We start from the raw sequence: 11,915 nt of genomic DNA on the forward strand, positions 1-11,915 counted from the left end.
TTCCTCTAAAGGTAACTCGCCGCCGTATTCACGAACAGCATCTCTGAAAGAGTGAAACCATATTGTTTCTGTGTCCACAATTAATCCATCAAAATCAAAAATAATTGCTTTCATTATTCTCCCGTCCTTTTCGATTGAAATAAAAAAGGAAACGCCACACGTTCCCCTTAATTACTTTTCTCTTCATTTGCTTTTTGAACACCACGAAGTGTTTCTACTCGAACTTCATCTTGTTCAAAGTATTGTACTAAATCACCGATACGGTCAATTGATTCCCAACTTAAATGATGTTCAATTCCTTCTACATCATTATAAATTTTGCTTTCATCCACACCGATAATGCGCATAAACTGTTCTAACAATTCATGACGATATACGAGACGTTCTCCGATTTTTTTACCTTTTGATGTTAATACAAGCCCTCTATATTTTTCATAAATTAGATATTCGTCTTTGTCTAATTTTTGCACCATTTTTGTTACAGAGGATGGATGTACACTAAGCGCTTCAGCAATATCAGATACACGGGCATAACCCTTTTCATCAATCAACAAATAAATTTGTTCAATATAATCTTCCATACTAGGGGTAGGCATCGGTTTCCTCCATCCAATTTCATTTTGCTTATTCCGTACGAAGCAATCAATAAAATGATACACCAGAAAGAATAACGTGACAAGGTGGAAACGAGCCTAAATATATAAAACAAAAAAAGAATACAGATTCCCCTTATGTAAAATATTGAATTTCTGCATCAGGAAAATACTCATATATATAACCTCTTATTGTTTCTTCCAATACTTCTGCATCATCCTTTTGATATACATATTTCCCAATCCCGTATCGTCCCCATTTATATTTACGCTTCTCTTCATCCATTTCAAGCTTTGTATTTGGATAACGCTCTTGAATGACCTTTTTTGCCGGTTTCGTAAAGCGATGCTGAATTAATTCGAACGTTAAATTTGGTATCACCATATCTTTCAACGCATTGTACAATCGCTCAAATAATTCTCGGTATCCTTCTTCCCACCCTTCATGCATATAAATTGGCGCAACTATAAAGCCAAGCGGATAATTAGCCCCCGCTACTTTACGAGCAGCCTCAATTCGCTCTTCAAATAGCGACGTCCCCGGTTCAAAATTTTTAATCACATAACGTGAATTAATGCTAAATCGAAAACGCGTTTTCCCATTATGCTTTGCGTCTAATAAATGATCAACATGCGAATATTTCGTAACGAAACGTAAACGTCCATGTTCACTTTCTCCGATAAACTCTATCGCCCGCTTTAATGCATGCGTTAAATGATCAATTCCAACGATGTCTGATGTACACGCCGCTTCAAATCTTGTTATTTCAGGGGCCCTTTCATCCATATATTGCTTTGCCTTCTCAAATATTTCATCTAGATTCACATACACGCGAACGTAAGGTTTATTCCCAAGCGTCGTTTGCAAATAACAATAATGACAATGTCCCATACACCCTGTTGCAAGCGGAATTGCATATTCAGCTGACGGTTTTGATGTATCGAACTTTAACGTCTTCCTCACCCCAACGACAAGTGTTGCTTTTGCATTACGATACTTTTGCAATTCATTTTCGCCTGGCAAATTTCTAATTTGATTGTGTGATGTCGTTTCACGAATTTCTAATCCCATCTTCGTAAACTTCTCATAAAGCTCTTTTCCAAGCGGATATTCGAGTGCCCTCGGTTCAAAGTAAACGAGTTTTGGCATAAATGGTTTCATGTGCTTCCCTCCTCTCGTTAGTATGGGAAGCACATGAAAATTAACACAGATTAAAGTTTTCCACTTCAGTAACTTGCGTTGCAAGTTACTGACTGTTATAATTTAGATAACAGCTACCTTGCAAGGCAAGTTACCTGGATAAAAGGTGGTGAAATCATGCACAGCCAAATGTTAAAAGGTGTACTAGAAGGTTGCATTCTATATATCATTTCACAAGAAGAAGTGTACGGATATGAACTAAGTACAAAATTAAATAAACACGGCTTTACATTCGTAAGTGAAGGAAGCATCTATCCTTTATTGTTACGCATGCAAAAAGAGAAACTTATTGAAGGAACATTAAAAGCTTCCTCACTCGGTCCAAAACGAAAATATTATCACGTAACCGATAAAGGATTAGAACAGCTTGAAGAATTTAAAAAAAGTTGGGGAATGGTTTCAACGACGGTAAATAACTTATTACAAGGGGAGTGATAGGGATGAAGGCGCAAGACATGGTTGAATTGAACAATAAAAAACGCGAATTTCTAACACCTGAAAACGAAGCTACTTACGGTGATATGTTAGTATATCTTCGGTTATCTAACGTACCCGAACATCAAGTAGAAGAACTTTTATTAGAAATATTAGATCATCTCATCGAAGCACAAGCAGAAAATAAAAATGCTTATGATATTTTCGGAAATGATTTACGATCTTACTGTGATGAACTTATATCAGCTTTACCAACCCAAACAAAGCTAGAAAAAACTTCTTTAATCGGTTTTATTATTAGCTTACTTCTTGCTATACAGTTTGGAATAGATGCACTTGTTTCGACTTTCATTTTAATCTTCGAGAAGAATATCGAACAATTAAGCCCAGCTTTTAGCATCCCTGGAACCACTTTGTTCGTTTCACTTATTATACTAGGCATACTTTTCATTTTATATTTATTAAAGCGCTATTCCTTTGATCAAAAGATGAATTGGAAAAGAAGGATTCTATTTGGATTTGCATTTGCTACTCCATTTTGTTCAGCTGTATTTTTAAATGTCTATTTCAAAAAACAACCTTATCTCATTTATCATCTAACCTTTTGGCAAAACGCTTTAATCGCTATTCTATTTTATATTTTATATAAATTACTATACAAAAAATCAAATTTTTAACAGCCCTTCAAACGGCTGTTTTTCTTCTGTATAATTTTACAAATTGAAAAATTTCATAAAGAAAATAAGAAAAATGCAAAATAATTAAAGTTAATTGTTGACGTGATGCTTTTATTATCGGTATCATAAATCTTCGTGAGCAATTATTTTTCGTTATACGATTTTTTTATTATTACTGAATTTTTGAGAGGAGAAATTAGATGTCAGTTAAGAAGAAAACGCAAGTACGCACCGGMAAAATGGTACGTGAACTAATGTTAGCAGACGAAGATGTAAATGCTTCGCTAATTATGGTATACAGTGAAAACGGTGTAAACGCAGAAATTAAAATCGAGGGCTTAACGCCGAAATGTAACGAAGAATTATTTTTGAGCGGAAACGTGGATTGGAACAAGAGTGTTATTTATAAAATTGTTGATTTCACTGGGAACGCGGAAGTTGGTAAAGTTACATTAACAGCGATGAATAAGAACAATGTTTCTCTAGAAATTGAACGCGTTATGTGGAGCAAAGAAAATAAAGAAGCTGCTGAGCAAGAAGAAACAGTTGTAGAAGCTACTCCGAACAAAGAAGTAGTTGTAGAGGCTCCTAAAGCAGTTACACCCGCTCCTAAACCTGTTATGCGTGTAGAAACACCCGCTATAACACCTAAGCCTACTCCGGTACCAACGCCGAAGTCAGTAAGTGTTGAAGCAGCTGTAGAACTATCTACTCCAGCACCTGTGAAAAAAGCAGTACCTACTCCAGTTACAAAGCAAGAGACAGCACCGGTTACTCCTGCAAAACCGAAGCAACCTGCTTTGACTGAAACAAATACAAAACTACAAGAAAATTATGTTAAACTTGTGAAAAAGACAATTGAAGTTTGTCAAGATTACGAGCTTGGCATCGACATAGATGATTCTATTGAAGGATTAAAAAAAGAGCTACAAAGCCAAGGTATTAGCGTTACATTCGACAAAGAAATTATGGACGTTGTAAATCGCCTTCGTTCTTTACAAGATAAAGGAATCAAAGTAGAAAAAGTACTTAATTTACTATAAAAATAAGGAGATGGCGGTCGCCATCTCCTTATTTTTTATAATTCCATTCATGAAGTTCATACTTCTCTTTTGCTAAAGTTTGAACTTCATGAAGCTGTTCTTCTGTTAGTTCATACGGCACAAGCTCTATATCTAAACCTTTTTCAAATCCAGTTTCAAACGCTTGAATTAACTGTTCAATCGTAAATGTACGGTCTGTTAATTCATTAATCGCTACCGCTTTAGAAGAAAACATGTTTTTCATACGCTCTTTTACACGTTCATTCGGGAATAAAAATAGATCGTATAACTCATCTAAATCTATTTCTAACGGAATAGAACCGTGCTGTAAGATAACACCTTTTTGACGTGTTTGAGCACTACCTGCGATTTTTCTTCCTTCAACTACAATTTCATACCAAGATGGTGCATCAAAACATACTCCTGAACGCGGATTTTTTAAATTCTCACGATCCGCTTCTGTTTTCGGAACCGCATAATACGCTTCTAATCCTAATGCCTTAAAACCGTATAATAAGCCTTGCGAAATAACGCGGTATGCTTCTGTAACTGTTTTTGGCATATCCGGATGATCTTCAGACACAATAACACTGTACGTTAATTCTTTGTCATGTAGTACACCCCTGCCGCCTGTTTGACGACGAACGAATCCATATTTCTTTTCGTTAACTACATCCATATTTATATCTTTTTCAACACGCTGAAAATACCCGACTGTTAATGTTGGTACTTCCCATTCGTAAAAACGAATTGTTGGTGGCATTTTCTTTTCACTTTGCCAATTTAATAAACATTCATCTAACGCCATATTAAATGCTGGTGAACATTGACCAGAGTTAATATAACACCATTTTTCTTTTCCCATCCTGCACCTCATATAACCAATTATTTTTCACATTCTCTAGTCTACCAAATTCGACAAAATTTGTGAAAGAATACGAAATTTCTTCTTATATACAAATGAATCTGTTGCATAAATACATATGGGCATTATAATATTGAAAGTAGGATAAGAAAAAAGGGAGCGATAGAATCGTGTCAACAAACTTGATTATTATACTAGCGGCAATTGCAGCATTCATCGGCTACACTGTATGGATGTATTTCTATCAGAAAAAATTAATTAAAACACTTTCAGAAGAAGAATTTCGCGCTGGCTACCGTAAAGCACAGCTTATCGATATTCGCGAAGCAGATGAATTTAACGCGGGACATATTTTAGGTGCGCGTAACATTCCGTTATCACAAATTCGCCTTCGCCACAAAGAACTTCGCCAAGATCAACCGGTTTATTTATATTGCCAAAGTGGCTTCCGTACAGGTCGTGCAGCTCAATACTTAAAAAAACAAGGCTACACAGATTTCTACCAATTAAAAGGTGGATTTAAATCTTGGTCAGGCAAAATTAAAAAGAAATAACATACAAAAAACTAGCTGCACGATACAGCTAGTTTTTTTATTCCATATTGTTCGCAATGTACAGTAGATTTTGTTTAATCACATCTTCATCTTTCTCATCTACATTACGATATAATAGCTGATATTCAATCCCCTTCTCTTTCCATATAAGCGTAGCAAATTCGTCCCCTTGCTCGTAATCATCCTTATTTTTAAAATAAGCAGGTGCTCCATTATTCAATTTCATTTGTTCTTGAAATCGATTCTCTTCTACAAGGTATGGAAAACTGTAAGAAAAGTTGGCCACTGTTAATTCTATATAATCGTGCCTTCCTTTCTCTTGTTGCTTATATTTAATCGTTAAGACAGCATTCTTCTTTCCCATCGTTCTTACCTCTCCCTTCACATCACTCGTAATGTCATAAGGTAAAAACGTTGGAACTTTAAACTTCGCCGGAAAATATTTTGGAAGTTCCTTTAGCGGAATCGGATCAGTAACACGGTCCTTAGCCCCTCCTGTTGTTCCTACAAATGTTTTTTCTTCTTGCATCGTTTGCTGAAATGAACATGAGCTAAGTATTACACTAGAAAACACGAAACAAATGATTCCTTTTTTCAATTTGTTTCCGCCCTTTCATACCGCTCTCTTAACGAGCGAAGCGTTTATACTCTCTTCTATTCGCTTCGTTATCAAACACCTCCTCCGAAAACTTTCCACGTTATTCTCACACATTTTGACAAAAATCCTTTGCAGACATACAAAAAAGACCTCGCTATTCTTACGCCCAAATAAAAAGGTTACGCGAATAACAGAAGTCATGCTTATAACATAGATTGTGAAAAGCTTTTCAGGTCAAGATTTTTTCATTCTTATTATTTTCCCCTTATAATTAAGTAAAGAGGTGATACATATGGCCAATATAAAACAAATTGCAAAAACTGCTGGTGTATCCATATCAACGGTTTCCCGTGTCCTTAATAATCATCCTTACGTAAAAGAAGAAAAGCGTAAGCGTGTTTTAGATGCAGTTGAAGAATTGAACTATGCAAAAAATATAAATGCTATCCATTTAATAAAAGGTAAAACATATACGATTGGCGTTATGCTACCTTTCATTAATGTTCCGTACTTTAGCACGATCATTGAAGGAATCGGAAACGAAGCGTTAGCAGCTGGATATCATATTAATTTATGCCAAACGAATTACGATAGTATTGAAGAAATTCGCGTTCTTGAAATGATGAAAATGAAGCAATTTGACGGGATGATTATTTGCTCTCGCACGAGTTCATGGGAACAAATTGAACCGTTCGCAAAATTTGCCCCTATTATTTCATGTGAAAAAATGAACCATCCCCTCATTTCATCTGTCTATGTAGATCATTATGAGGGCTTCCGTCTCGGTACTTCCTATTTACTCAGTAAAGGTCATGAAAAAATCGGCATTTGTTTAGCAAGAAAAACAAGTGTTAATTCAATCGAGCGTGAAAAAGCTTTCGCCGATACCCTTCGTCACGAAGGAAAAACAGTTCACCCTGATTGGATTTTCCATCAATGTTATACGATGCAGGACGGGGCAAAAATACTTCACCGTATTTTAAACATGAAAAATCGCCCAACCGCTATTTTCACAGCGAACGATCAAGTTGCTGCTGGTTTATTAACAGAGGCAAAAAAACATGGCATTCGCATACCTGAAGACCTCGCCATCCTGGGATTTGATAACCATGAAATTTCAAAATCATTAGAAATTTCAACTATTGAACATCCCGGGCTCACAATGGGATCACATGCCTTTTCTTTATTCCATAAACAGATGCAAAGCGAGCAAATTATCGGAAGCACAGAAGAACTTTCATTCCATTTAATTGAGCGAGAAACAGTCTAAAAAAGGAGCGTTAACTATAGCGCTCTTTTTTCAACTCTTCACCTATTGACTTTATATTTTTCATCTCATATAATTAACCTAACGAACGGTAGGTAGGGGATGAAAATGACAGCAAACCGCATTAAATCTGTAGCACTTTCTCATTTCGCGCGCTACGGCTACGAAGGAACTTCATTAGCAAATATTGCTCAAGAAGTTGGGATTAAAAAGCCATCGATTTACGCACACTTTAAAGGAAAAGAAGAGCTATATTTTACATGCTTAGAATCCGCTCTTCAAAATGATTTGCAGAGCTTCACAGACGATATCGAAAATTTTTCCAAATCGTCTACTGAAGAATTGCTCTTAAATTTGTTAAAAGGCTATGCAAAACGATTTGGTGAAAGTGAAGAATCAATGTTTTGGTTACGAACTTCTTATTTTCCGCCGGATGCATTTCGCGAACAAATTATTGATAAAGCGAATGTACACATTGAAAATGTCGGAAAACTTTTATTCCCTGTGTTTAAAAGAGCAAGCGAACAAGATGAACTGCATAACATTGAAGTAAAAGACGCTTTGGAGGCTTTTTTATGCTTACTTGACGGCCTTATGGTTGAACTACTATACGCAGGTTTAAATCGTTTTGAGACCCGTTTAGAAGCTTCTTGGAAAGTATTTTGGCGCGGACTTTCAAACTGACGGATTGCTCCTTTGCAATGCGTCGTTTTTAAGCCCTTTACCTAACGACTGGTAGGAAGGAGAAATGACATATGGCATGGATTTATGTAATCATAGCTGGTATTATTGAAATCTTTTGGGTTATTGGACTTAAAAAAGCGGAGGCACCACTTGAGTGGGCTGGTGTTGCTCTATTAATTACAATTAGTTTCATCTTATTATTTAGAGCTTATAAAGATTTACCTGTCGGCACTGTATACGCAGTCTTTACAGGAATTGGAGCTGGTGGAATCGTTCTGACAGAGATTTTCATCTTCGGAGAACCTTTCTCTATCGTAAAAGTTTTATTAATCGGTTTAATCTTCTTCGGAGTAATTGGTTTAAAACGAGTAACAGAAGAAAAAGAAACGAAGGAGGCCGCATAAAATGGCTTGGGTATTTTTAATTCTAGCTGGTATTTGTGAAATTGTTGGTGTACTCTTTATGAAAGTAGCCACTGAAAAGAAGGGCTGGGCACCAAAAGTTATTTTAATCGCTAACTTCGGCGTAAGCTTCTTCTTCTTATCCCTTGCAATGAATACATTACCGATGGGAACTGCTTATGCAATTTGGACTGGAATCGGAACTGCCGGAAGTGCACTTCTCGGTATTCTTATTTTCCGTGAATCAGCGGATTGGCGCCGCCTTGCCTTCTTAAGCTGCATTCTGTGCGGCGCTGTTGGCTTAAAATTATTAGGCTAACGTGAGGTGAATGTCATGTGGAAAGAAAAAGGAAAACAAATGTTAGCATGGATTACACTCGGGATCGTCATTCTATTACAAATAAGTTTTCATATAATAGACTGGTTGTTTCATAGAGTAATATCCATTCTTACATTCCTTCCTAACATGGCACTTGAAATTGCATCTATCGTTTGGTCAATTATTGCCTCCATTGCAATCATCATTATATGGAGTATTACCAAACTATGGAATAAGTTATTTAAAAAGGACAGTTCTTCTGAAAAAGAGTAACTGTCCTTTTTTCTGTCTATTTAGATTTTCTATAGAAATTTGATACGATAAGACAAAGCAGACCAACTATGACAACACTCATACCAATCCCTTTATGCAAACTAGGAAATAGCGGTGGTATATCCGAATAAAAATTTGCTAATATGAGACCAATTGAGCATAAAAGTACCCCTATTCTATACAACCATTTTCTTTTTTTCATCATTCTCCCTCCTAAAATTTTCATACCCTCCTTTCTTTTGGACATACTACCTAAAAAAGGAGTGGATCCTATGCAAAATTCTATACATAAGCAGATCCTATTTTTATTTTTTCTCTTTCTCATTCTCATCATCGTTTTCAGCTTTATATTACATACTCCGAAAGATTTGCCGAATAGCGTTTCTGTTTATAAACTGCTGCTTTCATATTGTCATTATTGAAGAAGGTGCCTTTCATGAGGCACCTTTTAAAATTCTCTTTTTTCATATACTTTTACTGAAACGAAGACCGATACTATTAACATGCATATTGAACCCCCGAATAATAAGCTATTATATAGTTGAATTTGTTCCAGGTTGATTTGAAAGAACGTCTCTACAATAACAATCGGTGCTATAAATATGAATATCGTAATAAAAACAGTTTTTTTATATGCTAGCCAAAATGATATCGGTAAAACAAAGCTTAAATACACTAAAGTAAAGCTAATACTAGCAACCACTGTCGTTTCAATAAATTCAAATACATTAGCTCCATTCTTCATTCCCATCGTGAAACAACCAATCGTTACACTTATGAAAAGAATAATAATTGCTACTATATATTTCGCAAACACAATTTGTTTTCTCAATATTGGCAAACTATTCAATATAACTTCACTCTCATTTTTACTATCTGCTTCAAATATTTTTACTGTTGCCCCGACTGTAACAATTACTGCCATAATTATGAATAAATTTTTCGTATCTGTTAAAGCCATATAAAAGAAAATAGGATACAGTATGTACCAAATTAAAAATTTCCATTGGACGATGAAATCTTTTAAAATTAGTTGTTTCAACAACATTCCCCCCCTCACAAATCACGCTCATTATACAAATTAATTGAAAGTACCATCGACATGACATATAAAAGAAGCAGCCCTGCTATAAAACAAATATTTATGAATATACTAGTGTTCCAAGCATTTTCTACACCTAACCATACGTTACTTACAATCAGTCCACTTAAATACCCAAATGCAATTCCGATAAAAGGAGCAATTTGTTTGGCACTGCTATACCCTACTGAAAATTCAATCGGAAGTACGATTATGCTATAAACAAAGCCACCTGTTATTCCTCCAAGAATCGCTCCCCATAGCATAAATACAGTTGTATTTTCGTTTTGCAACTGTATTAAACTAACAGTAAATGGGAAAACCCCACCTAAAGCAACTAAAATACTTACAAATATGTATTTTGCTATGACAATTTCTTTACGCTGAAACGGTAAACTATTTATTATCATTTCACTTTTATTTTTATCCTCATAACTCATTGAAAGCATCATGCCAAGAATAGGTATAAACATGCTAAATGTCATCAGAAAACTATCACTACGAAAATCAACAATGACAAGGAAAAGCAAACATATTAGGTAAACAAACCCTAACTTTCTTTGCAACATCATATCTTTTAAAACTAGTTGCTTGATTATTTGTTACACCTCCTAGTCGCATCTYGCAACATTAAACATTTTTTTCTTATTAATCAAATATACAATTTTTAAAGCTCCTTCTCTTTAAAAATCGCAATTGAAAAAAGCATTGAGATGAAATAACTTAAACATGCCACTATACTTAAAATACTTATAACTAGCATCACATCTGAAGATTGAAAAAACATTAACAGAAGCCTTTCATCAGCAAATATATTGCACATAAACCCTAACAAACCTATTAGAAGAAAAAATATAACTACTCCAAGGAAAGTAACCGTTCGCTTATCCCCACTATATTTTATGGGGAGAATCATAACAGCATAAAGAACGGAAAAGAAAATAGCTATAAATAATGCATACCACGKAATATTTATATTTTCTCTTAATACAAATACAGGTAGTACAAAGAAAACAAATGTAACAACTAGACTACATGCAATAAAAAATACAATAGTCATGTATTTCGCAATAACAATGTCTCTTCTAGTAAAAGGTAAACTCACTAATATTTTTTCTGTGTTATTTTTTTCTTCAACTGATAAAGAAATTGAAATCATCGAAAGACATATAACAAAACAAACATACGCCAATTGAAATGGTTCTATAGAGCTTTGGAATGCTCCGTATATTGGCAAGATTAAATAGATAAGAAACATTTTTCTTTGTAAGAAAAACTCCTTCAAAATCAACTGTTTCATACAAATTCCCCTCTCTATAAATCACGCGATCCATAAATTTTAATTGTTAGAAACATAGAAGCGATATATACACTAGCCAATATAATTCCTCCAACTATAAATACGCCAAGATGTGATGGATTCATAATCCAATTAATGAATGATGGTGCTGTTTCGTTCAGCCCATCCCCTATAAATATCCATGCAATTCCACCTACTGCCATCGATGCTCCTGACAATATACTTCTTGCTATCTTTGATTTCGTTCCGTAATAACTAGGAAAAAATGCCGCAACAAAAACCAAAGCGTAAACAGCCCCATTTACTACTCCATACCATGGAATTTCAATATACAAATTAGGATGGTATGCACCGATATCATCAATAACAGCGATACCTCTTATAAGAAAAACAACTAGCATAGTGGAAACCATGCCCCCTACAATGAATATTGCACAGGAAATATATCTAGCAATAATGATATCCTTTCTGCTTAACGGTAAACTATTTATAATAATGTCACTTTTATTCCTTTCATCCATAAAGATTAACGTCATAACGGAGGAAAGAGTTATAAATAGACAGCTCATCGGAAATAACATTTCACCATCTGGCTCTAATATAAAGAATAAAAGAGGCATACTC

At 35.0% G+C, this 11,915-nt stretch carries 19 protein-coding genes; 9 read left to right on the forward strand and 10 right to left on the reverse strand.

The window, feature by feature from the left end; all coding sequences use genetic code 11:
- The 3 genes from AC1DTM_RS11720 to splB all read right to left on the reverse strand — a co-directional run.
- Positions 1–114 (reverse strand): HAD hydrolase-like protein (locus AC1DTM_RS11720; protein WP_477000254.1); only part of this gene is annotated, 114 nt, incomplete at its 3' end.
- 53 nt (positions 115–167) lie between these two features.
- Positions 168–596, reverse strand: coding sequence for a transcriptional regulator MntR (gene mntR / locus AC1DTM_RS11725; RefSeq protein WP_001143080.1), 429 nt, complete (start codon positions 594–596; stop codon positions 168–170).
- A gap of 133 nt (positions 597–729) precedes the next feature.
- Positions 730–1,755 (reverse strand): spore photoproduct lyase, encoded by a 1,026-nt coding sequence (gene splB, locus AC1DTM_RS11730; RefSeq protein ID WP_016106133.1) that lies wholly within the window; start codon positions 1,753–1,755, stop codon positions 730–732.
- A 156-nt stretch (positions 1,756–1,911) separates the two neighbouring features.
- Between splB and AC1DTM_RS11735 the strand changes: the two genes are divergently transcribed.
- From AC1DTM_RS11735 to AC1DTM_RS11745, 3 genes are all read left to right on the forward strand, one after another.
- On the forward strand, positions 1,912–2,229 hold the full coding sequence (locus tag AC1DTM_RS11735; protein WP_000556081.1) for a PadR family transcriptional regulator: 318 nt from the start codon (positions 1,912–1,914) through the stop codon (positions 2,227–2,229).
- A gap of 5 nt (positions 2,230–2,234) precedes the next feature.
- Positions 2,235–2,906: a DUF1129 family protein gene (locus tag AC1DTM_RS11740; RefSeq protein WP_088099504.1), complete on the forward strand. Its 672-nt coding sequence runs from the start codon at positions 2,235–2,237 to the stop codon at positions 2,904–2,906.
- 200 nt (positions 2,907–3,106) lie between these two features.
- Complete coding sequence (locus AC1DTM_RS11745; RefSeq protein WP_002111777.1) at positions 3,107–3,949, forward strand: hypothetical protein; 843 nt, start codon at positions 3,107–3,109, stop codon at positions 3,947–3,949.
- A 28-nt stretch (positions 3,950–3,977) separates the two neighbouring features.
- On the opposite strand, the gene AC1DTM_RS11750 is transcribed toward AC1DTM_RS11745, so the two are convergent.
- Positions 3,978–4,814, reverse strand: a complete 837-nt coding sequence (locus AC1DTM_RS11750; RefSeq protein WP_477000250.1) for a lipoate--protein ligase family protein — start codon at positions 4,812–4,814, stop codon at positions 3,978–3,980.
- Between the two features lie 170 nt (positions 4,815–4,984).
- Between AC1DTM_RS11750 and AC1DTM_RS11755 the strand changes: the two genes are divergently transcribed.
- Positions 4,985–5,368, forward strand: coding sequence for a rhodanese-like domain-containing protein (locus AC1DTM_RS11755; protein WP_002034000.1), 384 nt, complete (start codon positions 4,985–4,987; stop codon positions 5,366–5,368).
- Positions 5,369–5,405: 37 nt separating this feature from the next.
- Here AC1DTM_RS11755 and AC1DTM_RS11760 read toward each other — a convergent pair whose 3' ends face one another.
- Positions 5,406–5,942, reverse strand: coding sequence for a hypothetical protein (locus AC1DTM_RS11760; protein WP_016106136.1), 537 nt, complete (start codon positions 5,940–5,942; stop codon positions 5,406–5,408).
- A gap of 316 nt (positions 5,943–6,258) precedes the next feature.
- Here AC1DTM_RS11760 and AC1DTM_RS11765 point away from each other — a divergent pair, with 316 nt between their 5' ends.
- From AC1DTM_RS11765 to AC1DTM_RS11785, 5 genes are all read left to right on the forward strand, one after another.
- Positions 6,259–7,236: a LacI family DNA-binding transcriptional regulator gene (locus AC1DTM_RS11765; RefSeq protein ID WP_477000251.1), complete on the forward strand. Its 978-nt coding sequence runs from the start codon at positions 6,259–6,261 to the stop codon at positions 7,234–7,236.
- Positions 7,237–7,335: 99 nt separating this feature from the next.
- Positions 7,336–7,917 carry a TetR/AcrR family transcriptional regulator gene (locus tag AC1DTM_RS11770; RefSeq protein ID WP_016106138.1) on the forward strand — a complete coding sequence of 194 codons (582 nt, stop codon included), beginning with the start codon at positions 7,336–7,338 and terminating at the stop codon, positions 7,915–7,917.
- A 71-nt stretch (positions 7,918–7,988) separates the two neighbouring features.
- Entirely contained in the window at positions 7,989–8,321 is a 333-nt protein-coding gene (locus AC1DTM_RS11775; protein ID WP_016106139.1) for a DMT family transporter, read from the forward strand.
- Position 8,322: 1 nt separating this feature from the next.
- Positions 8,323–8,637: a DMT family transporter gene (locus AC1DTM_RS11780; RefSeq protein ID WP_002015033.1), complete on the forward strand. Its 315-nt coding sequence runs from the start codon at positions 8,323–8,325 to the stop codon at positions 8,635–8,637.
- Between the two features lie 15 nt (positions 8,638–8,652).
- A complete protein-coding gene (locus AC1DTM_RS11785) occupies positions 8,653–8,910 on the forward strand; it encodes a DUF3975 family protein (RefSeq protein WP_016106140.1) in 258 nt (85 codons plus the stop codon).
- Positions 8,911–8,926: 16 nt separating this feature from the next.
- Here AC1DTM_RS11785 and AC1DTM_RS11790 read toward each other — a convergent pair whose 3' ends face one another.
- From AC1DTM_RS11790 to AC1DTM_RS11810, 5 genes are all read right to left on the reverse strand, one after another.
- Positions 8,927–9,112: a hypothetical protein gene (locus AC1DTM_RS11790; protein WP_002160506.1), complete on the reverse strand. Its 186-nt coding sequence runs from the start codon at positions 9,110–9,112 to the stop codon at positions 8,927–8,929.
- Positions 9,113–9,358: 246 nt separating this feature from the next.
- Entirely contained in the window at positions 9,359–9,955 is a 597-nt protein-coding gene (locus AC1DTM_RS11795; protein ID WP_477000252.1) for an ABC-2 transporter permease, read from the reverse strand.
- An 11-nt stretch (positions 9,956–9,966) separates the two neighbouring features.
- Positions 9,967–10,590, reverse strand: a complete 624-nt coding sequence (locus AC1DTM_RS11800) for an ABC-2 transporter permease (RefSeq protein WP_002160504.1) — start codon at positions 10,588–10,590, stop codon at positions 9,967–9,969.
- A 68-nt stretch (positions 10,591–10,658) separates the two neighbouring features.
- Positions 10,659–11,291: an ABC-2 transporter permease gene (locus tag AC1DTM_RS11805; RefSeq protein ID WP_477000253.1), complete on the reverse strand. Its 633-nt coding sequence runs from the start codon at positions 11,289–11,291 to the stop codon at positions 10,659–10,661.
- Positions 11,292–11,305: 14 nt separating this feature from the next.
- Positions 11,306–11,911: an ABC-2 transporter permease gene (locus tag AC1DTM_RS11810; RefSeq protein WP_477000255.1), complete on the reverse strand. Its 606-nt coding sequence runs from the start codon at positions 11,909–11,911 to the stop codon at positions 11,306–11,308.
- Positions 11,912–11,915 lie beyond the last annotated feature (4 nt).

This window comes from Bacillus sp. P4_D3 (genome assembly GCF_056401855.1).